At 47.4% G+C, this 23745-nt stretch carries 40 protein-coding genes and 1 pseudogene; 2 read left to right on the forward strand and 39 right to left on the reverse strand.

What is annotated here, in order from left to right; genetic code table 11:
* Positions 1 to 20: 20 nt before the first annotated feature.
* Positions 21 to 797: a polysaccharide deacetylase family sporulation protein PdaB gene (pdaB, locus tag SNR34_RS27580; protein ID WP_236421426.1), complete on the forward strand. Its 777-nt coding sequence runs from the start codon at positions 21 to 23 to the stop codon at positions 795 to 797.
* Positions 798 to 874: 77 nt separating this feature from the next.
* Here pdaB and SNR34_RS27585 read toward each other — a convergent pair whose 3' ends face one another.
* Positions 875 to 1507: a KinB-signaling pathway activation protein gene (locus tag SNR34_RS27585; protein WP_486180627.1), complete on the reverse strand. Its 633-nt coding sequence runs from the start codon at positions 1505 to 1507 to the stop codon at positions 875 to 877.
* Positions 1508 to 1633: 126 nt separating this feature from the next.
* On the opposite strand from SNR34_RS27585, the gene gerD reads away from it, so the two are divergent.
* Entirely contained in the window at positions 1634 to 2383 is a 750-nt protein-coding gene (gene gerD, locus SNR34_RS27590; RefSeq protein ID WP_486180628.1) for a spore germination lipoprotein GerD, read from the forward strand.
* Between the two features lie 202 nt (positions 2384 to 2585).
* Here the strand turns inward: gerD and SNR34_RS27595 are convergent, their stop codons facing one another.
* From SNR34_RS27595 to rpsJ, 38 genes and pseudogenes are all read right to left on the reverse strand, one after another.
* Positions 2586 to 3683, reverse strand: coding sequence for an Mrp/NBP35 family ATP-binding protein (locus SNR34_RS27595; RefSeq protein WP_486182519.1), 1098 nt, complete (start codon positions 3681 to 3683; stop codon positions 2586 to 2588).
* Between the two features lie 83 nt (positions 3684 to 3766).
* The gene (gene cwlD / locus SNR34_RS27600) at positions 3767 to 4522 is read right to left on the reverse strand and encodes an N-acetylmuramoyl-L-alanine amidase CwlD (RefSeq protein WP_486180629.1); all 756 of its coding nucleotides are present in this window, start codon (positions 4520 to 4522) and stop codon (positions 3767 to 3769) included.
* A gap of 108 nt (positions 4523 to 4630) precedes the next feature.
* Positions 4631 to 4920 (reverse strand): annotated as a pseudogene (locus tag SNR34_RS27605) (hypothetical protein).
* Between the two features lie 95 nt (positions 4921 to 5015).
* A complete protein-coding gene (locus SNR34_RS27610; RefSeq protein ID WP_339274785.1) occupies positions 5016 to 5708 on the reverse strand; it encodes a phosphoadenylyl-sulfate reductase in 693 nt (230 codons plus the stop codon).
* A 566-nt stretch (positions 5709 to 6274) separates the two neighbouring features.
* Entirely contained in the window at positions 6275 to 6667 is a 393-nt protein-coding gene (gene rpsI / locus SNR34_RS27615) for a 30S ribosomal protein S9 (RefSeq protein ID WP_236421421.1), read from the reverse strand.
* A gap of 19 nt (positions 6668 to 6686) precedes the next feature.
* Entirely contained in the window at positions 6687 to 7124 is a 438-nt protein-coding gene (gene rplM / locus SNR34_RS27620) for a 50S ribosomal protein L13 (RefSeq protein ID WP_236421420.1), read from the reverse strand.
* A gap of 202 nt (positions 7125 to 7326) precedes the next feature.
* A complete protein-coding gene (gene truA / locus SNR34_RS27625) occupies positions 7327 to 8100 on the reverse strand; it encodes a tRNA pseudouridine(38-40) synthase TruA (protein ID WP_486180630.1) in 774 nt (257 codons plus the stop codon).
* Positions 8101 to 8260: 160 nt separating this feature from the next.
* Entirely contained in the window at positions 8261 to 8626 is a 366-nt protein-coding gene (gene rplQ / locus SNR34_RS27630; protein ID WP_236421419.1) for a 50S ribosomal protein L17, read from the reverse strand.
* Positions 8627 to 8659: 33 nt separating this feature from the next.
* Positions 8660 to 9604, reverse strand: a complete 945-nt coding sequence (locus SNR34_RS27635) for a DNA-directed RNA polymerase subunit alpha (protein ID WP_236421418.1) — start codon at positions 9602 to 9604, stop codon at positions 8660 to 8662.
* Positions 9605 to 9740: 136 nt separating this feature from the next.
* A complete protein-coding gene (gene rpsK / locus SNR34_RS27640; RefSeq protein ID WP_017692100.1) occupies positions 9741 to 10136 on the reverse strand; it encodes a 30S ribosomal protein S11 in 396 nt (131 codons plus the stop codon).
* Positions 10137 to 10155: 19 nt separating this feature from the next.
* Entirely contained in the window at positions 10156 to 10524 is a 369-nt protein-coding gene (gene rpsM / locus SNR34_RS27645) for a 30S ribosomal protein S13 (RefSeq protein ID WP_486180631.1), read from the reverse strand.
* Between the two features lie 20 nt (positions 10525 to 10544).
* Positions 10545 to 10658 carry a 50S ribosomal protein L36 gene (rpmJ, locus tag SNR34_RS27650; protein WP_003333770.1) on the reverse strand — a complete coding sequence of 38 codons (114 nt, stop codon included), beginning with the start codon at positions 10656 to 10658 and terminating at the stop codon, positions 10545 to 10547.
* Between the two features lie 151 nt (positions 10659 to 10809).
* A complete protein-coding gene (gene infA / locus SNR34_RS27655) occupies positions 10810 to 11025 on the reverse strand; it encodes a translation initiation factor IF-1 (RefSeq protein WP_017692098.1) in 216 nt (71 codons plus the stop codon).
* A 3-nt stretch (positions 11026 to 11028) separates the two neighbouring features.
* The gene (locus SNR34_RS27660) at positions 11029 to 11337 is read right to left on the reverse strand and encodes a KOW domain-containing RNA-binding protein (RefSeq protein WP_236421417.1); all 309 of its coding nucleotides are present in this window, start codon (positions 11335 to 11337) and stop codon (positions 11029 to 11031) included.
* A 10-nt stretch (positions 11338 to 11347) separates the two neighbouring features.
* Complete coding sequence (gene map, locus SNR34_RS27665) at positions 11348 to 12100, reverse strand: type I methionyl aminopeptidase (RefSeq protein ID WP_339274787.1); 753 nt, start codon at positions 12098 to 12100, stop codon at positions 11348 to 11350.
* A 4-nt stretch (positions 12101 to 12104) separates the two neighbouring features.
* A complete protein-coding gene (locus SNR34_RS27670) occupies positions 12105 to 12749 on the reverse strand; it encodes an adenylate kinase (protein WP_236421415.1) in 645 nt (214 codons plus the stop codon).
* Positions 12750 to 12840: 91 nt separating this feature from the next.
* Positions 12841 to 14139 (reverse strand): preprotein translocase subunit SecY, encoded by a 1299-nt coding sequence (gene secY / locus SNR34_RS27675; RefSeq protein ID WP_236421414.1) that lies wholly within the window; start codon positions 14137 to 14139, stop codon positions 12841 to 12843.
* Complete coding sequence (gene rplO / locus SNR34_RS27680) at positions 14139 to 14579, reverse strand: 50S ribosomal protein L15 (RefSeq protein WP_236421413.1); 441 nt, start codon at positions 14577 to 14579, stop codon at positions 14139 to 14141. Before rplO ends, secY begins: the two co-directional genes overlap by 1 nt.
* A 42-nt stretch (positions 14580 to 14621) precedes the next feature.
* Positions 14622 to 14807 (reverse strand): 50S ribosomal protein L30, encoded by a 186-nt coding sequence (rpmD, locus tag SNR34_RS27685; RefSeq protein ID WP_236421412.1) that lies wholly within the window; start codon positions 14805 to 14807, stop codon positions 14622 to 14624.
* A gap of 13 nt (positions 14808 to 14820) precedes the next feature.
* Entirely contained in the window at positions 14821 to 15318 is a 498-nt protein-coding gene (gene rpsE / locus SNR34_RS27690) for a 30S ribosomal protein S5 (RefSeq protein ID WP_236421431.1), read from the reverse strand.
* A gap of 30 nt (positions 15319 to 15348) precedes the next feature.
* A complete protein-coding gene (gene rplR / locus SNR34_RS27695; RefSeq protein WP_236421411.1) occupies positions 15349 to 15717 on the reverse strand; it encodes a 50S ribosomal protein L18 in 369 nt (122 codons plus the stop codon).
* Between the two features lie 117 nt (positions 15718 to 15834).
* Positions 15835 to 16377: a 50S ribosomal protein L6 gene (gene rplF, locus SNR34_RS27700; RefSeq protein WP_236421410.1), complete on the reverse strand. Its 543-nt coding sequence runs from the start codon at positions 16375 to 16377 to the stop codon at positions 15835 to 15837.
* Positions 16378 to 16407: 30 nt separating this feature from the next.
* Positions 16408 to 16806 carry a 30S ribosomal protein S8 gene (rpsH, locus tag SNR34_RS27705; protein WP_236421409.1) on the reverse strand — a complete coding sequence of 133 codons (399 nt, stop codon included), beginning with the start codon at positions 16804 to 16806 and terminating at the stop codon, positions 16408 to 16410.
* A gap of 32 nt (positions 16807 to 16838) precedes the next feature.
* Positions 16839 to 17024, reverse strand: a complete 186-nt coding sequence (locus SNR34_RS27710; protein ID WP_013312154.1) for a type Z 30S ribosomal protein S14 — start codon at positions 17022 to 17024, stop codon at positions 16839 to 16841.
* A gap of 72 nt (positions 17025 to 17096) precedes the next feature.
* Positions 17097 to 17639: a 50S ribosomal protein L5 gene (gene rplE / locus SNR34_RS27715; protein WP_236421408.1), complete on the reverse strand. Its 543-nt coding sequence runs from the start codon at positions 17637 to 17639 to the stop codon at positions 17097 to 17099.
* A gap of 32 nt (positions 17640 to 17671) precedes the next feature.
* Positions 17672 to 18025 (reverse strand): 50S ribosomal protein L24, encoded by a 354-nt coding sequence (rplX, locus tag SNR34_RS27720; RefSeq protein WP_090924672.1) that lies wholly within the window; start codon positions 18023 to 18025, stop codon positions 17672 to 17674.
* 39 nt (positions 18026 to 18064) lie between these two features.
* Entirely contained in the window at positions 18065 to 18433 is a 369-nt protein-coding gene (rplN, locus tag SNR34_RS27725) for a 50S ribosomal protein L14 (protein WP_236421407.1), read from the reverse strand.
* Between the two features lie 35 nt (positions 18434 to 18468).
* A complete protein-coding gene (gene rpsQ / locus SNR34_RS27730) occupies positions 18469 to 18735 on the reverse strand; it encodes a 30S ribosomal protein S17 (RefSeq protein ID WP_236421406.1) in 267 nt (88 codons plus the stop codon).
* Between the two features lie 47 nt (positions 18736 to 18782).
* Entirely contained in the window at positions 18783 to 18980 is a 198-nt protein-coding gene (gene rpmC, locus SNR34_RS27735) for a 50S ribosomal protein L29 (RefSeq protein ID WP_236421405.1), read from the reverse strand.
* The gene (rplP, locus tag SNR34_RS27740; RefSeq protein ID WP_236421404.1) at positions 18967 to 19404 is read right to left on the reverse strand and encodes a 50S ribosomal protein L16; all 438 of its coding nucleotides are present in this window, start codon (positions 19402 to 19404) and stop codon (positions 18967 to 18969) included. The genes rpmC and rplP overlap by 14 nt, the downstream gene beginning before the upstream one ends.
* Positions 19405 to 19406: 2 nt before the next feature.
* Positions 19407 to 20072 carry a 30S ribosomal protein S3 gene (rpsC, locus tag SNR34_RS27745; RefSeq protein ID WP_236421403.1) on the reverse strand — a complete coding sequence of 222 codons (666 nt, stop codon included), beginning with the start codon at positions 20070 to 20072 and terminating at the stop codon, positions 19407 to 19409.
* Positions 20073 to 20087: 15 nt separating this feature from the next.
* Positions 20088 to 20420 (reverse strand): 50S ribosomal protein L22, encoded by a 333-nt coding sequence (gene rplV, locus SNR34_RS27750; protein ID WP_236421402.1) that lies wholly within the window; start codon positions 20418 to 20420, stop codon positions 20088 to 20090.
* 36 nt (positions 20421 to 20456) lie between these two features.
* Positions 20457 to 20735, reverse strand: a complete 279-nt coding sequence (gene rpsS, locus SNR34_RS27755; protein WP_236421401.1) for a 30S ribosomal protein S19 — start codon at positions 20733 to 20735, stop codon at positions 20457 to 20459.
* A 71-nt stretch (positions 20736 to 20806) separates the two neighbouring features.
* On the reverse strand, positions 20807 to 21637 hold the full coding sequence (rplB, locus tag SNR34_RS27760) for a 50S ribosomal protein L2 (protein WP_236421400.1): 831 nt from the start codon (positions 21635 to 21637) through the stop codon (positions 20807 to 20809).
* Positions 21638 to 21668: 31 nt separating this feature from the next.
* Entirely contained in the window at positions 21669 to 21959 is a 291-nt protein-coding gene (gene rplW, locus SNR34_RS27765; RefSeq protein ID WP_236421399.1) for a 50S ribosomal protein L23, read from the reverse strand.
* A complete protein-coding gene (gene rplD, locus SNR34_RS27770; protein WP_236421398.1) occupies positions 21959 to 22582 on the reverse strand; it encodes a 50S ribosomal protein L4 in 624 nt (207 codons plus the stop codon). The genes rplW and rplD overlap by 1 nt, the downstream gene beginning before the upstream one ends.
* A gap of 25 nt (positions 22583 to 22607) precedes the next feature.
* Positions 22608 to 23231 (reverse strand): 50S ribosomal protein L3, encoded by a 624-nt coding sequence (gene rplC / locus SNR34_RS27775; protein ID WP_236421397.1) that lies wholly within the window; start codon positions 23229 to 23231, stop codon positions 22608 to 22610.
* Positions 23232 to 23274: 43 nt separating this feature from the next.
* Complete coding sequence (gene rpsJ, locus SNR34_RS27780; protein WP_017692074.1) at positions 23275 to 23583, reverse strand: 30S ribosomal protein S10; 309 nt, start codon at positions 23581 to 23583, stop codon at positions 23275 to 23277.
* Between the last annotated feature and the right edge of the window lie 162 nt (positions 23584 to 23745).

A 23745-nucleotide genomic window follows, 5' to 3' on the forward strand; every position in this document is an offset into this window, starting at 1 on the left:
GGAGAGGGGCGCTTAGCGAAATGAACTCGTTCTATGTATTCAGCGGCAAAAAAATCAAACGGTATCTGATCGTGCTGGCTGCTGCCGTGTTTGCGATTGGAATCATCTATTTGGAAACCGGGGACGTTTCCGTATTTTCGGAGGACACGCCATCTGCTGTGTATAGTGTACCCACCGAGAAAAAAGTGATCGCTCTTACCTTTGACATCAGTTGGGGCGACAAACGCACAGAACCGATCCTGAAAGTGCTCAAAGAGAACAACGTGCAGAAAGCAACCTTCTTTCTATCATCTCCTTGGAGCAAAACACATCCTGAAATCGTCAGTGCAATCAAAGATGCAGGGTACGAAATCGGCAGTCATGGCCACAAACACGACAACTACAGCAGAATGACGGAAGAAGAGATTCGCAAACAAATTATGACAGCTCACAGCATTTTAACCGATTTGACGGGAAAAGAACCAAACCTCCTGCGTCTGCCGAATGGCGATTTTGACAAACGTGTGCTCCAGGTCGCGAGCAGTCTGAACTATCAGGTGGTGCAGTGGGATACGGATTCCCTCGACTGGAAGAATCCAGGTGCACAGACCATTGTGGACCGCGTTGTCAGCAAAGCCCACCCCGGAGACATCGTTCTACTTCATGCAAGCGATTCTTCCAAACAAACGCATGAAGCGCTTCCTGCCATTATCGCCAAACTGCGCCAACAAGGCTACGAGTTTGCCACCGTGTCCGAACTGCTGAACCATTCCAACGTAAAGGGATCTGAAGTTCGCGATCAAGCCATTTCTCAGTAACCGCCCGAAAGGCCAAACGAAAAGAGCTAACCCGGTTAGCTCTTTTGTCATGTATCCATATACGTTTATCGACTGCTTTATGCTTCAATTTTAGGACTTCTGCCTTTACTGCTTATCGGCTGAGCTAATCCCTGCCCCTCCACAAGTCTGTGCAGCAGCAGGATCTGGTATGCATTGCACAGAAGCAATGGAACGACAATAAACACGGTGGCTGCATTAACATCGATGCGGAGTACGCCGATTGTTTCCACGATCGTTGCTGCAATCATGAAAAATAGCGTAGGCACCAGCGCGGAAATGTGGGTTTGCTTCACCTTTACGTAAGCGGTAACAATTGCCGCCGCCAAAATGATGATGCCGAGCACAACGTCCGACCATCTTTCTTGCCCCCCTGCGACAAACAACCGCAAAAACATGACATCCAGCAGCGCAAATATGGTTAGCACAATTTGAATGATTTGCCAGGCACGTTTAGGGAAAACGCCTTTGCCCATGTAATTCAAGATCAGATAAGCGAAAAAACCCATTTGCGAATACACGCTAATCATTACGCCCGAGCCGAGCAGTATGAGGAGATAAAGCAGAATATCGGCGAGACCATTCGTCCTCTCCCCGTTGAACAACATCATAGCAATACCGGTAAAGAGGGAACCAACTGCCCCAATCAGCAGGGCTGTCCAAAACAGAAACAACCATTTACGCAAATTCAAATGTTTTCCACCCCCCGATTGTTTATTTTACCAACCTTCACAGTAAAAAACCATCATCGGCCAACATATTTCGAAGGCGCTTATCACATACTACATCCAGTATCTCATCAAGGAGGGATTATGCCTATGAAACGGCCTTTATGGCAGCTTTGCGGCGTTATGCTGGGCCTCTCCGTCGCACTGGCGGGCTGTGGTTCAGATCAGAATTATTCGGCCCCCCAGGGCAGTTATAAAGAGATGAAAACAATGGTCGTCGATATTCTCAAAAGCGATGAAGGCAAAAAAGCCGTGGAGGAGGCCATAACTGGCCAAAGCTCTTCTGGGGCCGGGGGACAAGGTTCTGGCCAAGGCGGAGGAGGAACAGGGACGATCGGCATGAAAATGCTGATGCCTGCGCAATCCTCAGAGCAGATCCGCATCGCGGTGAAGGATACAATTACGGCTCCGGAGTACCAGAAGGAATTTGAAAAGATCATGACGGATCCGCAATTTGCGGGAGAATTCGCCAAAGTGGTCAATGCGCAAAGCAAGCAGCTTCATATGCAGCTTATTAAAGACCCTACGTACCAAAAGTCGATCGAGGACATCATGAAGTCCCCCGAGGTGTCCAAAATGTTCATGGACATGACGAAAACACCCGAATACCGTAAACAAACCATGACGGTTATGCAGGAAGTAATGCAAAATCCGCTTTTCCGCATGGAAGTGTTAACACTGCTCAAAAAGGTTGTGCAGGATGAGTTGCAGCCGAAAGTCGAAAGCGGCGGACAACAGAAGCAGGAAGGCCAAAGCGGCCAAGGTCAAGATAGCGGCGACGGCGGGAAAGATGGAGGCGGCGGCGGCGACGGTGGTGGCGGTGGCGGCCAAGGTTCATAAGACAGCGAAACAAACGTTTATAACAACGGGGCAGGACATCATCCACATATATTTTGTTATAAAAGACGTCGAACTCGGCTCGCTTTAATTGGGGGACGGATTGTAATGATCAGAAAGCAATCGATCAGCCTGGGCTTTAGCGGAAATGCTGATTCAACAATAGCTCGCACCCTTCATGGATGCGAGCTTTCCTTTTTAGTCTTCAGAACTCGTTATCGATCAATTGAGCAACCTCATCATACAGAGCTCCAATACGCGTATCCGCCTTGAATACCGATGGCGAGAAATCCGGCTCTGAGACGTGGTTATCCGGTGAGCCAAGCGGAATCTGGGCAAGCAGTTTGGTGTGCAGGCTTTCAGCAAGCTGTCCGCCCCCGCCACGACCGAATATGTATTCTTTTTCCCCGCATTTGCCGCACTCGTGGTAAGCCATATTCTCCACAACGCCGAGCAGTTCGTGATTGGTCTGAATCGCCATCGCTCCCGCACGGGCTGCTACAAATGCAGCGGTGGCATGAGGCGTCGTGACGATGATTTCTTTGCTCTGCGGCAGCATCTGATGAACGTCCAGAGCCACGTCGCCGGTTCCAGGCGGCAGGTCCAGCAACATATAATCCAGTTCTCCCCAATTCACGTCGGTAAAGAACTGCCGTAACATGCGTCCAAGCATGGGACCCCGCCAAATTACAGGATTGTTCTCCCGGATGAAAAATCCCATGGACATCACTTTGACGCCAAACCGTTCAACAGGCTGGATAACGCCATCCTCCACGACAGGGTATTCCTCGATGCCCATCATGTCCGGCACACTGAAACCGTAGATATCCGCATCGATCACCCCTACCTTCTTGCCTTGCCGTGCAAGCGCTGTCGCCAAATTCACCGTAACGGTTGATTTCCCCACGCCACCCTTGCCGCTTGCAATTGCAATGAAGCGTACTCCGGATTCCGGGTCAAGCAATTCATGGCCGTCAAGTCCGGCTGCATGGCCTTTTACAAGGACTTCATCCTCCTCTTCCGGTATAGAAGATTCCCCCAATACCTTAACCCGTTCGTGCTCGGATGCCGCACGGAGCCGGATATGTACATCCTCGATCCCATGCTGCAATAAAATGGCTTGTACAGCATCACGAAGAGTTTCTGTGTCCTCCGGCTTATTGTCCAGCGTTACGATGGTGAGGGACACATGATGTTCCTTTACCATGACATCTCGAATCCATTGCAGCTCCGTCAAACTAACGCCCAGTTGTGGCTCTTGCAAAGGCTGCAATAGTTCAAGGATCTGTTCCTTTGATAACATCATCAGACAGCACCTCAGCTTTATCTATTGGCATGTATTTAAATATGCTGCCTTAATTATACCACTCTCATTCTCGCCTGTGGCTACCTTTTGGACCTTTCCCCGGACGAGTACCGCAAGATGCCGTTATAGATGGATGCGGCGACCTTCCGCTGATAGTTCTCATCCGCAAGCAGTCGTGCTTCCTCAGGGTGCGACAAGAAACCAACCTCTACCAGGGCGGAAGGAATTTTCAGTGCCTGCAAAAGATACACCGTATTCACCGTTTTGGCGATCCGGTCGGTGTTTTCGAGATTGCGAATAATCTCGGACTGCAACAGATTGGCCAATGCTTCATTGTCAGGGTGGTTAGGTGTATAGAACACCTGCGCCCCGCTCCACCGGTTGGAAGGAACGCTGTTCATATGAATGCTGATAAAGAGGTCTGCCTGCTTATCCTCAATCCGTCTAACCCTCTGCTTGAGGTCCTCCGTTTTACGTTTGGAGTATCCCTTGGTGTCCGGGGAAGCCAAGTCCTGATCAATCTCCCTGGTCATGACTACCAACGCGCCAGCTTGCTGCAAGTAGTCACGAACATACAGAGCGATGGACAGGTTAATATCTTTCTCGATGACCCCCTGCTTGCTTACGGCCCCTCCATCCGGTCCTCCATGTCCTGCATCAATGGCAATGACTTTGCCGGCCAAAGGCAAGCTCCAGTATCCCGACGTTTTGGCAGAAGGGAGTTCATAAGAGACTACCGCTACAAACATGGCAAGAAGGCACAGACTGAATAAGAGCCGTTTGACCGTGCGTAAACGAATCCACAATACGAAATGTTTACCCACCTTTTTACGCATACAAAAACCACCTCGTCCCATATAAATGACTCTAATCATCTATATGGGACAAGGTGGACAAATATACCCCTGAGCGCTAGACGCTTACTTGGTCCGTCATTTCTTCGATCAGGATCTTGGCGACCTCAGAACACGTAATTCCAGTGGAGGGCACTCTCCGTTACGGAGCAAACCACGCACTTTTGTGCCAGACAGCGTCAGATGCTGCGATTTGTCGTGCGGGCACGTTTTGCTCGATGCCATGTTGCTGCATTTGGTGCAAAAGAAGCTATGTTCAAGAACAATGGCGTAATGCCCAATTCTTCAGCCGTAAAGTTCGAGAAAATCTCTTGTGCTTCATACGTGCCGTAGTAGTCACCTACACCTTCATGGTCAGTTTCTCGCTGTCCCGCAGCAATTGTTCACGTTCTTCTCCTTGTGTGACACGCTGTACCAGCGTACCTCCATGAGGCAGAATCGTAGTTATCCTGTCAGCTCGCTGTATCGAATATGGTTATTTGTGCAGCCCGCACTCTGTTTTCTCGTTTCCGGACCAGCGGCCCGCACGTGGATCTTCGCCAGGCATGACCTGACGGGTGCAATGTTCGCAGCCGATGCTTGGATAGTTCTGATCATGAAGCGGATTGTAAATGACATTGTTCGCACGGATGTATTCCCAGACATCATCGGAAGTCCAATGGGCAATCGGATTGAATTTCATCAGCCCGAATTTCAAATCGTATTCTACCTTCTTCGCATTGGCGCGTGTAGGTGCCTGGTCCCGTCGAATTCCTGTAATCCATGCATCGTACTGGGACAAAATCCGAGTCAGCGGTTCTACTTTACGGATGTTGCAGCACGCATTCGGGTCAGATTTCCATAACTCATCCCCATGCTGTGCAGCTTGTTCCTCTGGCGTAATTTTAGGGGAAACACGAACAAAGTCAAGATTATACCGCTCTTTCAGTTTATCGCGAGTCTCATACGTTTCCTTAAAGTGAAAATCGGTATCTAAATAAAAAATGTCCGTAGACGGGCTGATCTTTTGCAGCATGTCTACAAGCACAACGTCTTCTGCACCGAAGCTGCATGCAAACGTAATGTTCGGAAATGTCTCGATCGCGTAACGAATTATATCCTCGGGACTTGCGTTCTCCAACTCCTCGGCCTTCGTGCGCGCAAGCTCTTCCTTTTCGAACAAATTCATGATTGAATATCCCCCCAATCTGCTTTTCAAAAAACATAAAACCGACTAAACAAATATGAATTATACATAGTATAAATCTTTCATTGGCATTGTCAATGCCTGACATTTGGCAAAAATGGCCCTCCAACGCCTGTTAAGGGCTATTATTTTTATTCACTTCAGCTGCAGCTTTCATCAGTTTTACATTGCCAGCGAAAAAAAGTGCAAACGCAGGTCCTGACTAAAGGGAGCGCATTTCGAACAGCTGCATTCAAAGGCGTTGCTGGAGCAAGGCTTTACGAATTGTTCATCATACATCCTTTCAGACTAAAACGTTCCACGCTTCATATCAGAACGAAATTAAGGGAATAAAATGCAAGCCTGAGATGTCCTGTATTCTGTCGTTATCTCTAAGTAATGCTGATGAAATCCATAAGAAATCCTGATGACTTTCATCCATTATGAATTTAACGACAGTTAAATCATGGTTGCAGCCCCTTTCCCTTCATCCATTCATTAAATCTGTGCCTTCCTTTGAAAGATAAAAAAAACCTCTGGCCATAGGCCAAAGGCTTTTGTCGTACAAATTAACGCTTGGAGAACTGAGGAGCGCGACGAGCCGCTTTGAGACCGTATTTTTTACGTTCTTTCATGCGTGGGTCACGAGTCAGGAATCCAGCTTTTTTCAGGGATGCACGGTACTCCGGATCTGCTTTCAGCAGAGCACGGGAGATCCCGTGACGGATTGCACCGGCTTGACCGGAGATTCCGCCGCCATGAGCGATAACCAGAACATCGTAGTTGTTCAATGTTTCAGTCAAAGTCAGTGGTTGTTTTACGATCAGTTTAAGAGTTTCCAAACCGAAGTATTCATTGATATCACGTTTATTGATGACAATGCGTCCTTCACCCGGTACGAGACGAACACGAGCTACCGAATGTTTACGACGACCTGTCCCATAGTATTGTACTTGTGCCATGAAACTGTCCTCCTTTTAATTAACCGCGAAGTTCGTAAACTTCTGGTTTTTGTGCTGCATGTGGATGCTCTGTGCCTCTGTACGCTTTGAGTCTCAGCTTCATTTGCTCGCCCATGCGAGTTTTAGGAAGCATGCCGCGAACAGCCAATTCCAACATACGTTCAGGTTTGTTTTTAACCATCTCTTCAGCAGTAGTTACTTTCAAACCACCTGGGTGCATCGAGTGACGGTAGTATTTTTTATCGGACATTTTTTTACCAGTCAATACGATTTTCTCCGCATTGATGATGATAACGAAATCACCAGTATCCACATGTGGAGTGAATTGTGGCTTATGTTTGCCGCGGATCAATGCAGCTGCTTCGCTTGCCAGGCGTCCGAGCGTTTTGCCTTCAGCATCAATGATGTGCCATTTGCGCTCAACTTCGTTTGGCTTCGCCATGTACGTGGTACGCATGAATAGTTCCTCCTTAATTGTTTCCAATCATCATTTTCATTTATCTTCGTTCGTTAAGTTATAACTTTAGGTGTTGATGGATAGTTGTTCATTGTGCAGCTCTTAATTGGGGCTGTGGGAAAGCCATTAAGAAAACACAACTTTTATATTACAGGATAAGGGACAAAATCGCAAGTATAAATTGCAGTTTCGTAAACCAAATTTATTCTTTCTTGTATTCCAGATCCCATAACATCAAACCGTGACTTACCGCAGTAGGACCTGCAGCAGCACGATCGCACGCAGCAATCATCTTTGGCACATCAGAGGCTTTCCGCTTGCCCTCTCCGATCTGCAGCAGCGTGCCCACCATGATTCGGACCATATGCTGCAAAAAACCGTTACCGGTCACATAAATGTGAATCACACCTTGATCACGCGGGTTATCTCTGCACATGGAACGATCCACCTCAAGCCAGGCGTCGTATATGGAACGGACATGGTTATCCTTCTGCGAGTGCCTCGAAGCGAAGGTCGTAAAATCATACGTCCCTATAAAATGACGCAACCCTTCCTGCATGGCCGCGATATCCAGCTTTGCATGGTGATGGTATTGCAGCCTCCTGTTGAACACATCCGCGAATTGGTTCGCATTGATGGTATAGCGGTACGTTTTTCTTTTCGCCTCATATCGGGAGTGAAAATCAAGCGGCACCTCGATCGCATCGATCACGACAATGTCGGAAGGCAAACGGGAGTTTAACGCTACGCACCATCGTTCCACCGGAATTTGGGAAGACGTGTGGAAATTGAAAATTTGCCTGCGGGCGTGAACGCCTGCATCGGTCCTGCCGGAGCCTGTAATCTTGACCTTTTCTCCGGTTAGCTCAAAGATGGCCTTTTCAATATAATCCTGGATCGTATTCCCGTCCCGCTGCGACTGGAAGCCGTAATAAGCCGTACCGTCATAGGTCAACGTCATACACAAGTTGCGCATCATTACCTCACCTTTGTTCCATACTAAGCCTGTTCCTGTCCCGAACAGCAAAAGAAGCCCCTTTCGGAGCTTCAATTACAGCGCGGAATCCGAAATGAAGAGAAAAAAAGGGATGATCCAAAATCCTCAGATTCTGTCCCCTTTCTTATCCCATCTGTTTTTACGCGCGGTCTACCAGTTCCAGGTAAACCATAGGAGCTGCGTCACCACGACGAGGTCCCAGTTTCAGGATACGAGTGTATCCGCCTGGACGCTCAGCGTAACGAGTGGACAGTTCGCTAAACAGTTTTTGGATTGCATCTTGCTCTCCATCGATTGTTTCGCGACGAACGTAAGCTGCCACTTGACGGCGGGCATGAAGATCACCTTGCTTCGCTTTCGTGATCAGTTTTTCAGCAATAGAGCGAACCTCTTTTGCTTTAGCCTCAGTTGTCTGAATGCGTTCGTACAAGAACAGGTCGGTTACCAGATCGCGGAACAAAGCTTTACGCGCGCTGGAGTTACGGCCCAACTTTTGGTATGCCATTGTTTTCCCTCCTCCACACAAGCACTCGGCTGGTTATTCTTCTGTACGAAGTCCCAGTCCCAATTCCTCGAGCTTCTCTTGAACTTCTTCCAAAGACTTGCGACCCAGGTTGCGCACCTTCATCATGTCTTCTTCCGTTTTCGTGGTCAGCTCTTGTACCGTGTTGATGCCGGCACGTTTGAGGCAATTGTAGGAACGAACAGAGAGATCCAACTCTTCGATCGTCATTTCGAGCACTTTTTCTTTTTTGTCTTCTTCTTTTTCAACCATGATCTCTGCGTCTTTCGCTTCGTCTGTAAGACCTACGAAGAGCATCAGATGCTCGGTCAAAATTTTAGCGCCAAGGCTTACTGCCTCTTCCGGACGAATACTTCCGTCAGTCCAAACTTCCAACGTGAGCTTGTCATAGTTGGTTACCTGGCCGACACGCGTATTTTCCACGGCATAATTGACGCGACTGATCGGGGTAAAGATCGAATCGACAGGGATGACGCCGATCGGCTGGTCATCGCGTTTGTTCCGATCTGCCTGGACGTAGCCGCGACCGCGATTGGCAAAAATACGCATATGAAGTCTCGAACCTGGTCCAAGCGTAGCGATATGCAGATCCGGGTTAAGGATCTCCACGTCGGAATCCGCACGAATGTCTCCTGCCGTTACAACTCCTTCGCCTTCAGCATCAATCTCGAGCACTTTCTCCTCGTCCGAATGAATCTTCAGCGACAAAGCTTTCAGGTTCAGGATAATTTCCGTCACATCTTCCATTACGCCAGGAACTGTAGCAAATTCATGTAGAACGCCATCGATTTGAACCGAAGACACTGCCGCACCCGGCAGCGAGGAGAGCAAAATACGGCGAAGCGAGTTGCCCAGCGTCGTACCGTACCCGCGCTCCAGCGGTTCTACTACGAATTTCCCATAGGTGCCATCATCGTTGACGTTTACCGTCTCAATTTTCGGCTTTTCGATTTCAATCACTGCAATACCCCTCCTTCAAAACGTCGGTCCTCTATGAAACATTTACCTTCTCTTGCGAAAACATGTAGTAGTATGCCTAAACAACCATTATTAGCAGATTGCACGGTTTTTATACCACACGCAGGGGCAAATCTCATTAGACACGACGACGTTTTGGAGGACGGCATCCGTTATGCGGGACTGGAGTCACGTCTTTGATCAGGTTAACTTCAAGACCAGCGGCTTGCAAAGAGCGGATCGCAGCTTCACGGCCAGCGCCTGGTCCTTTAACCATAACCTCAACGGCTTTCATACCATGTTCCATTGCAGCTTTGGCAGCAGTCTCAGCAGCCATTTGTGCAGCAAACGGAGTCGATTTACGGGAACCTCTGAATCCGAGGCCGCCGGAACTTGCCCACGAAATTGCGTTTCCGTGAGGATCCGTAATGGTAACGATGGTGTTATTGAACGTGGAGCGGATATGTGCCACGCCAGATTCAATATTTTTACGGTCACGACGTTTAGTACGTACGACTTTTTTCGGTTTAGCCATTTTCTCTTATCCCCCCTTATTATTTCTTCTTGTTCGCTACAGTACGACGAGGACCTTTACGAGTACGGGCATTCGTTTTCGTACGTTGTCCGCGAACAGGCAGACCACGACGATGACGAACTCCACGGTAACATCCGATCTCCGTCAAACGTTTAATATTCAAAGAGATTTCACGACGCAGGTCACCTTCTACTTTGACCTCTTTGTCGATACTTTCACGCAATTTGCTGACTTCATCTTCCGTCAAATCACGAACACGAGTGTCCGGATCGATGCCTGTAGAGCTCAGAATTTTCTGGGAAGTCGTTTTACCGATTCCGAAAATATAAGTCAAGGCGATCTCAACGCGCTTATCACGTGGCAAATCCACACCAGCTATACGTGCCATTTTACGCTACACCCCCTTCATTAACCTTGTTTTTGTTTGTGTTTCGGATTTTCACAGATAACCATTACATTCCCTTTGCGGCGAATGACTTTGCATTTTTCGCAAATCGGTTTGACCGAAGGTCTTACCTTCATGTGAATTACCTCCTCAAAGTTTTGCTTAGCAAAACTCTCTTCGTAAGCATTGACCTGGTTTTACCATTGTAAAACCGGCTTCGAAGCTTTCGCAAGTTTTGCCGGGCAAAACCCGCTCATAAGCTTCACAGTTCATTGCAACTGTCTACAACTATTTACGGTAAGTTATGCGACCTTTTGTCAAGTCATAAGGCGATAACTGTACAACCACTTTGTCTCCAGTCAGGATCCGGATGAAGTGCATCCGCAACTTGCCGGAAACGTGAGCGAGAATTTGGTGACCATTCTCAAGCTCAACCTTGAACGTCGCGTTCGGAAGCGGTTCAAGGACGGTACCTTCCACTTCAATGACATCTTCCTTGGCCATAATTCAGTCTCCTTTCTCTTCAGCTTGAATGTTGGTGGATTCCAGAAACGAATGCACCGCATAGCGCAGCTTTCCGTTCGTCACCCGCCCACTCTCGTTTAAACTGTTTACGACCTCGCTGCTAATCATCGGCTGGAGCTCCAGATGAAGAATATTTTTCTTCTTGGGCTGATCAAACTTACGTTTGTCTCCATCCGCAATATATACGAACCTGCTGTCCGCGATAGCAACAATTACTGCGGCTTGGTCCGCATTGCGGCCTTTACGGATCTTCACAAGTTGACCGAGCTGCGGAGTAGAGGTATTGTTCATGCCTTATCACCTACGCATTCAGTTTTGTGAAAATTTCCATGCCATCGGGCGTAACTGCCACGGTGTGTTCAAAGTGGGCGCATAATGAGCCATCTACTGTGACGACGGTCCAATTATCCTCCAATGTTCTCACATACCGTTTGCCTGCGTTAACCATCGGCTCAATGGCCAGCACCATGCCCGCTTTGAGCCGTGGTCCCCGATCAGGGAGACCGTAGTTCGGAATATCAGGATCTTCGTGCAGCTCTGCGCCTATGCCGTGACCGGTATATTCGCGAACAACTGAAAAGCCTGCATCCTCGATATATTTTTGAATCGCATGAGATATTGTAAACAAGCGAACGTCCGGTTTAACCAGCGCCAGACCTGCGTATAACGAAGCCTCGGTAACGTCCAGAAGACGCTCGGCTTCTTCGGAAATACGGCCGACTGGATAAGTCCAGGCAGAATCTCCATGATACCCCTGGTACTGCGCGCCAATGTCAAACGTAACGATATCGCCTTCGTTCAACTTGCGTTTGCCGGGAAATCCATGCACCAACTCTTCATTGACTGAAGCGCACACACTGGCAGGAAAACCGTTATAACCTTTGAAAGACGGCACAGCTCCTTGACTACGGATATATTGATCGGCCATATGGTCAAGTTCACCAGTCGTAATTCCGGGAGCGATATGCTCTGCCAGGAGCCGATGCGTTTCCGCAACAATCCTCCCTGCTTCCCTCATCAAGCCCAGTTCCGTTTCTGACTTACCAATGATCATTCAATTAACCCCGCAACAAGGACACGATTTCTTGAGAAACCTGTTCGATCTCTTGCTCTCCGTCAATTTGGCGAAGGAGATCCTTGTTCTCATAGAACGTGAGGAGTGGTGCTGTTTTGTTGATATATTCGTCAAGGCGTGTGCCTACGCTCTCCTCGTTATCATCCGAGCGTTGGTATAACTCGCCTCCGCATTTATCACAAATACCTTCCTGCTTAGGCGGATTAAACACGACATGATAAGTAGCTCCGCAATTTTTGCAAATCCGGCGTCCGGTAAGACGAGCCAGCAGCTTGTTGCGGTCTACCTTCAGATTGATGACATGATCCAGACCAGAGTTCAAACGTTCCAGAATGCCATCCAGCGCTTCTGCTTGGGAAAGGGTTCTTGGAAATCCATCCAAGAGAAAACCTTCCTTGCAATCAGGCTGCTGCAAACGTTCTTCAACGATGCCGATGGTCACATCATCCGGTACGAGCAAACCTTGATCCATGTATTCCTTGGCTTTCAGGCCAATGGGAGTTCCCTGTTTAATCGCGAGGCGAAATGCATCGCCTGTTGAGATATGGGGAATACCGAACTCTTTCACGATGACGTCTGCTTGCGTTCCTTTTCCTGCCCCCGGAGGGCCCATGAATAGGATGTTCACGTTATGTCACTCCCTCCAAGACTACCCTACATCAACAAACAGCACAATAGGTGCCGGGCAAGTAAATGTTAGCTTGACCGGTACCTATTGCCTATTTATTGATAAAACCTTTGTAGTGGCGTTTGATCAATTGGCTTTCGATTTGCTTCATCGTATCCAGCGCAACACCGACAACGATCAGGAGGGAAGTTCCTCCAATTTGCGCGGATTGAGGCAAACCAGAAAGTGCGCCCAAGATTACAGGCAGTACGGAAATGACAGCCAAGAAGATGGCTCCGGCCATTGTCAAACGAGTCATGACGCGGGTCAAATATTTCTCAGTTGCTTTCCCCGGGCGAATGCCTGGGATGTAACCGCCGTTCTTTTTCATGTTATCAGCCATCTGCTGCGGATTCATCTGTACGAAAGTATAGAAGAAGGTGAAACCAAAGATCATGACAACATACAATACCATACCGAGTGGTTTGTGCGTTGTCAGGTTGGCTCCGATCCATTGTGCCCAAGCACGGTCAGCCCAGAAGTTTGCGATGATCGTAGGGAACATCAGCAGTGACGAAGCAAAGATGACAGGAATTACACCAGCTGCATTAATCTTCAGCGGAATGTGAGTATTCTGTCCACCGTACATTTTGTTGCCTACAACGCGTTTGGCATATTGAACCGGAATTTTCCGAATCGCCTGCTGAATGTAAATGACCCCCATGATAATCAATACAATCACGATTGCAATGATTACACCTTTCAGGATGTTCATAAACAATTGATCAGCTTGGATGAAATCGGACTCGATGGTTTGTTTGATAATGTTAGGCGCTGTTGCCAGGATACCTGCAAAGATCAAAATCGAAATCCCGTTTCCGATGCCCTTCTCGGTGATCTGCTCACCAAGCCACATCAGGAATGATGTACCCGCTGTAAGAACAATTGCGATCAGGATATAATCTGCAAAGGTTGCATTCGGTATCATTTGAGTATTGTACAAGCGATTGAATCCGATCGAAGTACCAAACGCTTGAATCAATGCCAAAGCTACCGTTAAGTAACGCGTAAGCTGTGCCGATTTTTTCTTACCCTGCTCGCCCTGCTTAGCCCATTCTGTCAATTTAGGAATGACGTCCATGGACAGCAGCTGCACGATAATCGATGCTGTAATGTAAGGTACGATCCCGAGTGCAAAAATCGAGAACTGGAACAGCGCTCCACCCGAGAACGTATTAAGCAGCCCAAAAATTTCCTTACCTGCAGAGTTTGTTGCTTCAAAAACTGCTTTGTCAACTCCCGGTACAGGAACGAACGATCCGATGCGATAAATGATCAGGACAAAAAGGGTAAATAATACCCTTTTGCGCAGATCTTCAACCCGCCAGATATTCTTTAGGGTCTTGAACATTAAATCACCTCGGTTTTACCGCCGGCAGCTTCAATTTTCTCCACCGCAGATTGAGAAAACTTGTTAGCTTTAACAGTCAACTGTACAGTGACTTCGCCGTTACCCAGAATTTTGATGCCGGACTTAGCGTTTTTAACAACGCCGTTTGTCAGCAGCAATTCTGGAGTTACTTCAGTACCCGCAGCAAAACTGTTCAGGTCTTCAATATTCACAACCGCATATTCTTTGCGAGTTGGGTTTACGAAACCGCGTTTTGGCAAGCGACGATACAATGGATTTTGTCCACCTTCGAAGCCCGGACGCACACCACCGCCGGAACGAGCGTTTTGTCCTTTGTGACCGCGACCTGATGTTTTACCCGTACCGCTACTTGGACCGCGACCTACGCGTTTGCGCTCTTTGCGGGATCCAGGAGCTGGGGAAAGCTCATGTAACTTCATCGTTCGTTGCACCTCCTTAAAGATTTGTGGGATTTACCCGTCTTAAGCCTCGATTTCTTTAACAGAAACCAGGTGGCTTACTTTGTTGATCATACCACGAATGGCAGGATTGTCGTTTTGAACCACTTTGCTGTTGATTTTGCGCAAGCCCAATGTTTTCACAGTTGTTCTTTGCGTCTCCGGACGTCCGATCAAGCTGCGGACGAGGGTAATTTCCAATTTAGCCATGAGATTCCCCTCCTTAACCCAGAAGCTCTTCGACGGATTTGCCGCGCAGTTTTGCAACATCTTCAGCACGTTTCAAACGGGACAAACCTTCCAAAGTCGCATTGACCATGTTCATGGAATTCGAAGAACCCAGAGATTTTGTCAAAATGTCGCCCACACCAGCCAGCTCGAGAACCGCACGAACCGGACCGCCGGCGATAACTCCAGTACCTTCAGCAGCTGGTTTCAACAGAACGCGTCCTGCGCCGAATTTACCAGTTACCAAGTGAGGAATCGAAGTTCCTACGAGTGGTACGTGGATCAGATTTTTCTTAGCATCTTCGATACCTTTGCGAATCGCGTCAGGTACTTCGCCTGCTTTACCGATACCAGCTCCAACCCAGCCATTGCCGTCACCGACAACAACCAGTGCGCTGAAGCTGAAACGACGTCCGCCTTTTACTACTTTAGCTACGCGATTAATATTTACAACTCTTTCAGTCAGTTCCAAAGTATTCGGATCTACACGCAACAAGTCGTTAACCTCCTTTTGAAAAATATCTTAAAACTCAAGTCCTGCTTCACGAGCCGCTTCAGCCAATGCTGCGATGCGACCATGGTACAGATAACCGCTACGGTCAAATACGATGTTCGATACACCTTTGTCTTTCGCACGTTTAGCGACGAGTTCGCCAACTTTACGAGCAGACTCAACAGATGCGCCGTTTTTGATGTCGCTGCTCAGTTCTTTGTCTACAGTAGACGCGGAAGCGATCGTTACACCAGCTACGTCATCGATGATTTGAGCGTAAATATGTTTACCAGAACGGAAAACGTTCAAACGAGGACGCGCTGCCGTTCCTTGGATTTTCTTACGAACGCGCAGATGTCTTTTCAGACGTGCCTTGTTTTTATCCTGTTTCGTAATCATCTCTGGATTTCACTCCTTTCAGGTTACCTCGCAGGCTTCAGAGATGAAGCCACGGGGTATATTAGATACACGAGAAGCAAGCAAGCCGAAAGCCGCGCAAAGGCGGTAAGAGAAATTTTATTTCTTCTTACCGGCTTTACCTTCCTTACGGATGATACGCTCGCCTTCATATTTAATACCTTTACCTTTGTACGGCTCAGGTTCACGAACGGAACGGATTTTAGCAGCGTAAGCACCTACGCGCTCTTTGTCGATCCCGCGAACGATGATTTTCGTATTCGAAGGAACTTCGAATTCGATTCCCGCTTCCGGAGTGATTTCAACCGGGTGGGAGTATCCAACGTTCAGTACGATTTTATCTCCGGATTTGCTTGCACGATATCCGACCCCAACCAGTTCCAGAGATTTTGCGAAACCTTCAGTTACGCCACTCACCATGTTGTTTACAACGCTACGCGTAGTTCCGTGCAGGGAACGGTGAGTTTTGTTGTCGGAAGGACGCACAACTGTAATTTCGTTGTTTTCAACTGTGACCTTCATGTCTTTGTGAAGTTCACGAGTCAACGTTCCTTTTGGACCTTTAACCGTAATAACGGAGTTTTCCAAAGTGATGTCTACACCACTTGGTACAGTGATTGGTTTGCGACCAATACGGGACATATGTTGCACCTCCTATCTTGTGACGTTATATTACCAAACGTAGCATACGACTTCGCCGCCGGCTTTTGCTTGACGAGCTTCTTTGTCCGTCATAACACCTTTGGATGTCGAGATGATCGCGATTCCGAGACCGCCGAGTACGCGAGGTACTTCGTTGCTTTTCGTGTAAACACGAAGACCTGGTTTACTGATTCTTTTCAGACCAGAGATAACGCGCTCGTTGTTTTGTCCGTATTTCAGGAAAACACGGATAATCCCTTGTTTGTTATCATCGATATATTCTGCATCACGGATGAAACCTTCACGCTTCAGAATGTCAGCGATTTGTTTTTTCATCGTCGAAGCAGGCATTTCTACCGTTTCGTGACGAACCGTGTTCGCGTTACGAATACGAGTAAGCATATCTGCAATTGGATCAGACATAGTCATTGTGAGTTAACCTCCTTCCCGTTCAGAACTTTTTACCAGCTTGCTTTTTTCACGCCAGGAATCTGGCCTTTATAAGCTAATTCACGGAAGCAAATTCTGCAAATTTTGAACTTCTGCAGCACCGAGTGTGGACGTCCGCAACGCTCACAGCGTGTATAAGCACGTACTTTGAACTTAGGTGTGCGTTGTTGTTTAACTTTCATCGAAGTTTTTGCCACTTAGCCTGACACCTCCTAAATAATTTCGGAGAAAAGGGAGTCTTTCCAGACACCCGGAAACGTTACGTCAACTTATTTTACGAAAGGCATTCCCAGTTGCGTAAGCAACTCGCGGGACTCTTCGTCAGTTTTTGCAGTAGTTACGATAACAATGTCCATACCGCGAACTTTGTCTACTTTATCGTACTCGATCTCTGGGAAGATCAATTGCTCTTTCAGACCCAGAGTGTAGTTACCACGGCCGTCAAACGCTTTGCTGGACACACCGCGGAAGTCGCGGACGCGTGGCAAAGTTACGTTGAACAATTTATCGAGGAAGTAGTACATACGCTCACCGCGCAGCGTTACTTTCACACCGATTGGCATGTTCTCACGCAGTTTGAAACCTGCGATGGATTTTTTCGCACGAGTGATTACAGGTTTTTGACCTGCGATCAGCTGCAAATCGTTTACAGCCGAATCCAACACTTTGGAGTTTTGGACTGCATCGCCCACACCCATGTTGATTACAACTTTCTCGATTTTCGGCACTTGCATTACCGTCGTATAGTTAAACTTCTGCACCAAAGCAGGAGTGATTTCGTTCAGGTAACGTTCTTTCATTCTTGATGCCATGAATCATAGCCCTCCTTTCTTGATCGGTTCGATTAGTCGATGATTTCTCCGGAACGTTTTGCAACGCGAACTTTTTTACCGTTATCCAATACTTTGTAACCGATACGGGTTACTTTTCCGCTCTTTGGATCGATATGCATCACGTTGGAAACATGAATCGGAGCTTCTTTCTCGATGATGCCGCCTTGCGGGTTTTGTTGGTTAGGCTTCTGGTGTTTTTTCACCATGTTCACACCTTCCACAAGGACGCGGTTCTCACGAGGATAAGCAGCGATGACACGGCCTTTTTTGCCTTTGTCTTTACCGCTGATCACCATAACTGTGTCTTCCTTTTTCACGTGAAGTTTGTTGTTATGGGATTCCAGAACTTTTTTCACTCTTGGCATTTCGTACACCTCCTGTTTCTCACATCACGAGCTAAGCTATTAGATAACTTCTGGAGCCAAGGAAACGATTTTCATGAAATCCTTCTCGCGAAGTTCACGAGCAACAGGTCCGAAAATACGTGTTCCGCGCGGGCTTCTGTCTTCTTTGACAACAACCGCTGCGTTTTCGTCAAAGCCGATGTAGGAACCGTCTTTACGACGTACAGAACGTTTCGTACGAACGACAACCGCTCTTACTACATCACCCTTTTTGACAACGCCGCCTGGTGTTGCTTGTTTTACAGAGCAAACGATCAGATCGCCGATTTGAGCTGTACGACGTCCCGTACCACCCAGTACACGGATACACATCAGTTCCTTCGCACCAGAGTTGTCGGCTACAGCCAAACGTGTAAATGGTTGAATCATTTAGTTTTCCTCCTTTCAGCTATGCTGCCGAGTCATTAGATGATAACCGCTTTTTCAACGACATCAACCAGTCTCCAGCGTTTATCTTTCGAAAGCGGACGAGTTTCCATGATTTTCACGGTGTCACCGATTTTCGCAGTGTTTTCTTCGTCATGCGCTTTGAATTTTTTTGTGTATTTAATGCGTTTATGGTACAAGTCGTGTTTTTTGTAAGTTTCTACAGCAACAACGATTGTTTTGTCCATTTTGTCACTAACCACTTTACCGATTTGCACTTTACGTGCGTTACGTTCTTCGCTCATTGTTGGCCTCCTTCCTGATCACGGACGGAATATCCATCCGGTCGATATTAACCGATTCCCAGTTCTCTTTCACGGATAATGGTTTTAGCACGAGCTATTTCTTTCCGCACATCACGGATCCGAGTCGGGTTATCCAGCTGACCGGTAGCAAGTTGAAAGCGCAGATTAAAGAGTTCTTCTTTAAATCCGGCAATCTTTTGCTCGATTTCAGCAGAGGTTAGGTTGCGAAATTCAGTTGCTTTCATTTGCTTCACCACCCACTTCTTCACGTTTCACAAACTTCGTTTTGATCGGCAGTTTGTGAGCAGCCAGACGCATTGCTTCACGAGCAACTTCTTCTGGTACGCCAGCAAGTTCGAACATGATCTTGCCTGGTTTCACAATTGCTACCCATTTTTCTACGTTACCTTTACCGCTACCCATACGAACCTCGAGAGGCTTTTGAGTGATCGGTTTATCAGGGAAAATTTTGATCCATACTTTACCGCCACGTTTGATATAACGAGTCATCGCGATACGAGCCGCTTCGATCTGACGGTTAGTAATCCAAGCTGGTTCCGTTGCTTGCAGACCGTATTCGCCGAAGTTCAGCGTAGTTCCGCCTTTAGCTTGGCCTTTCATGTGACCGCGTTGTTGCTTACGGTGTTTTACACGTTTTGGTACCAACATGATTAGTTGCCTCCTTCCTTAGCAGCTTGTTTCTTAGCCGTAGGAAGAACCTCTCCACGATAGATCCATACTTTTACGCCCAGACGACCGTAAGTAGTATGAGCTTCAGCTGTACCGTAGTCGATGTCGGCACGAAGCGTATGCAGTGGAACAGTTCCTTCGCTGTAGCCTTCCGAACGTGCGATCTCAGCACCGCCAAGACGTCCGCCCACTTGAGTTTTGATCCCTTTAGCACCGGAGCGCATAGTTCTTTGAATTGCTTGTTTCAGAGCACGACGGAAAGAAACACGGCGTTCCAGTTGTTGTGCAATGCTTTCAGCAACGAGGACTGCGTCCAGGTCTTGGTTTTTGATTTCAGAGATGTTGATGTGAACTTTTTTGCCACCTGCGATTTTGGTGATTTGACCACGCAGATTTTCAACTTCCGAACCACCTTTACCGATAACCATACCTGGTTTCGCGGTGTGGATTGTTACGTTCACACGGTTTGCCGCTCTCTCGATTTCGATGCGAGATACAGCGGAGTCTTTCAGTTTATTTTTAAGGAATTCACGAATCTTCACGTCTTCCAACAAGAGATCACCGAAGTCCTTGCCTGCATACCATTTCGATTCCCAGTCACGAATAATACCGACACGAAGTCCGACTGGATTTACCTTTTGGCCCACACGTTTTCCCTCCTTCTATTTTTCAGATACCACCAAAGTGATGTGGCTAGTACGTTTGTTAATACGACTTGCACGTCCCATTGCACGAGGGCGGAAACGTTTCATTGTCGGTCCTTGGTTTACGAACACTTGAGAAACAACCAAGTTATTAACATCCATAGAGTAGTTGTGTTCCGCATTCGCAATCGCCGAGTTGAGCAATTTCTCAACAACCGGAGAAGCGGATTTCGGAGTATGGCGAAGAATGGCAACCGCCTCACCAACTTGCTTGCCGCGAATCAAGTCAACAACGAGTTGAACTTTACGAGGAGCAATGCGGATAAACTTAGCATGTGCTTTTGCTTCCATTGTGTAACCTCCTCTCAAACGTTAGAGATAATCAATTTATCTTCTTGTTTTCTTATCGTCATCTGTATGGCCTTTGTACGTACGGGTTGGAGCGAACTCACCCAGTTTGTGTCCGACCATATCCTCAGTAACATAAACCGGCACGTGTTTACGACCATCGTAAACGCCAAATGTATGTCCGATGAATTGCGGGAAAATTGTAGAACGACGGGACCACGTTTTGATGACAAGTTTCTTGCCGGAAGCGTCCATGTCTTCTACTTTTTTGAGCAGGTAGCCATCAATAAAAGGCCCTTTTTTCAAACTGCGACTCATGGTAAAATCCTCCCTTCAACCGTTGCTATTATGCATCCGTAGATGCCTCACGAAGTTATGCACAGTGTGTATTACTTCGTGCGGCGACGGATGATGTATTTATCAGAAGCTTTGTTTTTCTTACGCGTTTTGTAACCAAGAGTTGGTTTACCCCATGGAGACATAGGCGATTTACGTCCGATTGGAGCGCGGCCTTCACCACCACCGTGAGGGTGATCGTTAGGGTTCATTACTACCCCGCGAACTTCAGGACGTTGGCCCAACCAACGGCTACGACCGGCTTTACCGATTTTCACGAGCTCGTGGTCTTCGTTACCTACGGAACCGATTGTTGCACGGCAAACTTTCAGAATACGGCGAACTTCTCCGGAAGAGAGACGAACGGAAACGTATTTTTCTTCTTTACCGAGCAATTGAGCTTCTGTACCAGCAGCACGAACCAACTGTCCGCCTTTACCTGGTTTCAACTCGATGTTGTGGATAACGGTACCTACTGGAATGTTTTCCAATGGGAGCGCGTTACCGATTTTGATGTCGGCTTCTGGTCCAGAGAACACTTGATCGCCAACTTTCAGACCTTTAGGCGCGATGATGTAACGTTTCTCACCATCTGCATAGTGGATCAGGGCGATGTTCGAAGTACGGTTTGGATCGTACTCGATTGTAGCAACGCGGCCCGGTATTCCATCTTTGGTCCGTTTGAAGTCAATGATACGGTATTTACGTTTGTGTCCACCACCGTGGTGACGAACCGTAATTTTACCTTGGTTGTTGCGGCCTGCCTTTTTACTCAAAGGAGCGAGCAACGATTTCTCCGGCTGATTTGTGGTGATTTCCTCAAATGTCGATACGGACATATTCCGTCTTGCCGGGGATGTCGGTTTATACTTTTTGATTGGCACGAGTTTTCCCTCCTTACTTTAGCAAGATCAATTAAACAGTTTCAAAGAACTCAAGCGATTTGCTGTCCGAAGTCAGCGTAACGAACGCTTTTTTCCACTCGGAAGTGTAACCACTGTAACGGCCATAGCGTTTTGGTTTCGCCGGAACACGAAGAGTGTTCACGTTTTTCACTTTCACGCCAAAGATCGCTTCTACAGCTTTTTTAACCTCGGTTTTGTTTGCACGGATATCGACTTCAAATACATATTTCAAGTCGTTCATCATGTCAGCAGTACGTTCCGTAATAATCGGACGTTTGATAATATCACGAGGATCCTTCATTACGCGAGCACCTCCTCTACCTTCTGAACTGCTTCCTTCGTAATGATCAGTTTGTCGTGCGCGAGCACGTCAAGAACATTAATGCCGTCAGCTGCAACGAATTTCACGCCTGGAATATTCCGTGCGGAAAGTGCAACATTATCATCGAAGCTAGGAGCTACGATCAAAGCTTTGCGGTCAACATTCAGTTTGCTCAGAATGTTAACAAATTCTTTGGTTTTTGGCGTGCTCAGTGCAAGAGCGTCCAATACGATAATGTCTTTGTCGACAACTTTGGAAGAAAGAGCCGATTTGATCGCCAAACGACGAACTTTTTTAGGCAGTTTGAACGCATAGCTCCGAGGAGTCGGACCAAATACGATACCGCCGCCTTTCCATTGTGGAGAACGAATCGAACCTTGACGAGCGCGACCTGTACCTTTTTGTTTCCAAGGCTTACGTCCACCGCCACGGACTTCGGAACGTCCTTTTACTTTGTGAGTACCCGCACGCAGGGAAGCGCGTTGCAGCAATACTGCATCGTGAAGAACATGCACGTTCGGCTCGATACCGAATACTGCATCATTCAATTCTACTTCGCCAACTTGGCTACCTTCAACATTGTAAACTGCTACTTTTGGCATTTCGTGTTCCTCCTTTCTTTAGTGGTTATTTTTTCACCGTTTCTTTAACATTCACGAAGCTGTTTTTAGGTCCTGGGATGGAGCCTTTAACGAGCAGAACGTTACGCTCAGCGTCGACTTTAACAACTTCAAGACGTTGGATCGTTACTGTTTCATGACCCATGTGTCCTGGCAAGTGTTTGCCTTTAGGAACGCGGTTCGCTTGGATGGAACCCATGGAACCCGGACCACGGTGGTAACGCGAACCGTGAGACATAGGACCAGTGCTTTGTCCCCAACGTTTGATTACGCCGGCAAAACCTTTACCTTTGGAAATACCCGTTACGTCAACAAACTCGCCTTCTGCGAAAATATCAGCCTTCAACTCTTGGCCAACTTCATAATCCGCAAGGTTGATTCCGCGAAGTTCACGAACGTAGCGCTTAGGGGCAGTGTTCGCTTTTTTGGCGTGCCCTGCTTCTGGCTTGTTAGCATTTTTCTCTTTCTTATCAGCATAGCCGATTTGAATTGCTTCGTAGCCATCATTCTCAAGATCTTTCTTTTGCAAAACAACACAAGGTCCTGCTTCGATAACTGTTACAGGAATAACATTACCTTCAGCCGTAAACACTTGAGTCATTCCAAGTTTTTTTCCTAAGATACCTTTCATGTTGACACCTCTTTTCCTTTGTACATGAGATTTATTTCATCTATTACAGTTTGATTTCGATATCTACACCGGACGGCAGATCCAAGCGCATCAAGGCATCCACAGTTTGTGGAGTCGGGTTAACGATGTCGATCAAACGTTTATGTGTACGCTGCTCGAACTGTTCCCGAGAATCCTTGTACTTGTGCACCGCACGAAGAATAGTAATGATTTGTTTTTCAGTCGGAAGCGGAATCGGACCGGATACACCAGCACCGGAACGTTTTGCTGTTTCAACAATTTTCTCCGCGGATTGATCAAGAATTCTGTGGTCGTAAGCTTTCAAACGAATACGAATTTTTTGCTTTGCCATTTTAGTCCCTCCTTCTATCGCCCAATTTGGTATCGGACATACTCCGTGAAAATTTTCCGACCACCCTCCCATGGCAAAGGGGCCGGGTGTGTCAGTAACCTCTCACATCATCGCAACGTCTCAGAACAACATTCATTATTATACAGAAAAGATAGGCGTATT

It is taken from the genome of Paenibacillus sp. XP01, assembly GCF_057364885.1.

What these genes read in the sequence shown, in the direction of transcription:
- pdaB (WP_236421426.1), top strand. Translation starts at nt 21, where the DNA reads ATGAACTCGTTCTATGTATTCAGCGGCAAAAAAATCAAACGGTATCTG.
- gerD (WP_486180628.1), top strand. Translation starts at nt 1,634, where the DNA reads ATGAAACGGCCTTTATGGCAGCTTTGCGGCGTTATGCTGGGCCTCTCC.
- SNR34_RS27595 (WP_486182519.1), bottom strand. Translation starts at nt 3,683, where the DNA reads ATGTTATCAAAGGAACAGATCCTTGAACTATTGCAGCCTTTGCAAGAG.
- cwlD (WP_486180629.1), bottom strand. Translation starts at nt 4,522, where the DNA reads ATGCGTAAAAAGGTGGGTAAACATTTCGTATTGTGGATTCGTTTACGC.
- SNR34_RS27610 (WP_339274785.1), bottom strand. Translation starts at nt 5,708, where the DNA reads ATGAATTTGTTCGAAAAGGAAGAGCTTGCGCGCACGAAGGCCGAGGAG.
- rpsI (WP_236421421.1), bottom strand. Translation starts at nt 6,667, where the DNA reads ATGGCACAAGTACAATACTATGGGACAGGTCGTCGTAAACATTCGGTA.
- rplM (WP_236421420.1), bottom strand. Translation starts at nt 7,124, where the DNA reads ATGCGTACCACGTACATGGCGAAGCCAAACGAAGTTGAGCGCAAATGG.
- truA (WP_486180630.1), bottom strand. Translation starts at nt 8,100, where the DNA reads ATGCGCAACTTGTGTATGACGTTGACCTATGACGGTACGGCTTATTAC.
- rplQ (WP_236421419.1), bottom strand. Translation starts at nt 8,626, where the DNA reads ATGGCATACCAAAAGTTGGGCCGTAACTCCAGCGCGCGTAAAGCTTTG.
- rpsK (WP_017692100.1), bottom strand. Translation starts at nt 10,136, where the DNA reads ATGGCTAAACCGAAAAAAGTCGTACGTACTAAACGTCGTGACCGTAAA.
- rpsM (WP_486180631.1), bottom strand. Translation starts at nt 10,524, where the DNA reads ATGGCACGTATAGCTGGTGTGGATTTGCCACGTGATAAGCGCGTTGAG.
- rpmJ (WP_003333770.1), bottom strand. Translation starts at nt 10,658, where the DNA reads ATGAAGGTAAGACCTTCGGTCAAACCGATTTGCGAAAAATGCAAAGTC.
- infA (WP_017692098.1), bottom strand. Translation starts at nt 11,025, where the DNA reads ATGGCCAAGGAAGATGTCATTGAAGTGGAAGGTACCGTCCTTGAACCG.
- SNR34_RS27660 (WP_236421417.1), bottom strand. Translation starts at nt 11,337, where the DNA reads ATGAACAATACCTCTACTCCGCAGCTCGGTCAACTTGTGAAGATCCGT.
- map (WP_339274787.1), bottom strand. Translation starts at nt 12,100, where the DNA reads ATGATCATTGGTAAGTCAGAAACGGAACTGGGCTTGATGAGGGAAGCA.
- secY (WP_236421414.1), bottom strand. Translation starts at nt 14,139, where the DNA reads ATGTTCAAGACCCTAAAGAATATCTGGCGGGTTGAAGATCTGCGCAAA.
- rplO (WP_236421413.1), bottom strand. Translation starts at nt 14,579, where the DNA reads ATGAAGTTACATGAGCTTTCCCCAGCTCCTGGATCCCGCAAAGAGCGC.
- rpmD (WP_236421412.1), bottom strand. Translation starts at nt 14,807, where the DNA reads ATGGCTAAATTGGAAATTACCCTCGTCCGCAGCTTGATCGGACGTCCG.
- rplR (WP_236421411.1), bottom strand. Translation starts at nt 15,717, where the DNA reads ATGATTACGAAACAGGATAAAAACAAGGCACGTCTGAAAAGACATCTG.
- rplF (WP_236421410.1), bottom strand. Translation starts at nt 16,377, where the DNA reads ATGTCCCGTATTGGTCGCAAACCAATCACTGTACCAAGTGGTGTAGAC.
- rpsH (WP_236421409.1), bottom strand. Translation starts at nt 16,806, where the DNA reads ATGACTATGTCTGATCCAATTGCAGATATGCTTACTCGTATTCGTAAC.
- rplE (WP_236421408.1), bottom strand. Translation starts at nt 17,639, where the DNA reads ATGGCATCAAGAATGAAAGAACGTTACCTGAACGAAATCACTCCTGCT.
- rplX (WP_090924672.1), bottom strand. Translation starts at nt 18,025, where the DNA reads ATGCCAAGAGTGAAAAAAGTTCTGGAATCCCATAACAACAAACTTCAC.
- rplN (WP_236421407.1), bottom strand. Translation starts at nt 18,433, where the DNA reads ATGATTCAACCATTTACACGTTTGGCTGTAGCCGACAACTCTGGTGCG.
- rpsQ (WP_236421406.1), bottom strand. Translation starts at nt 18,735, where the DNA reads ATGAGCGAAGAACGTAACGCACGTAAAGTGCAAATCGGTAAAGTGGTT.
- rpmC (WP_236421405.1), bottom strand. Translation starts at nt 18,980, where the DNA reads ATGAAAGCAACTGAATTTCGCAACCTAACCTCTGCTGAAATCGAGCAA.
- rplP (WP_236421404.1), bottom strand. Translation starts at nt 19,404, where the DNA reads ATGTTGGTACCAAAACGTGTAAAACACCGTAAGCAACAACGCGGTCAC.
- rplV (WP_236421402.1), bottom strand. Translation starts at nt 20,420, where the DNA reads ATGGAAGCAAAAGCACATGCTAAGTTTATCCGCATTGCTCCTCGTAAA.
- rpsS (WP_236421401.1), bottom strand. Translation starts at nt 20,735, where the DNA reads ATGAGTCGCAGTTTGAAAAAAGGGCCTTTTATTGATGGCTACCTGCTC.
- rplW (WP_236421399.1), bottom strand. Translation starts at nt 21,959, where the DNA reads ATGAAGGATCCTCGTGATATTATCAAACGTCCGATTATTACGGAACGT.
- rplD (WP_236421398.1), bottom strand. Translation starts at nt 22,582, where the DNA reads ATGCCAAAAGTAGCAGTTTACAATGTTGAAGGTAGCCAAGTTGGCGAA.
- rplC (WP_236421397.1), bottom strand. Translation starts at nt 23,231, where the DNA reads ATGAAAGGTATCTTAGGAAAAAAACTTGGAATGACTCAAGTGTTTACG.
- rpsJ (WP_017692074.1), bottom strand. Translation starts at nt 23,583, where the DNA reads ATGGCAAAGCAAAAAATTCGTATTCGTTTGAAAGCTTACGACCACAGA.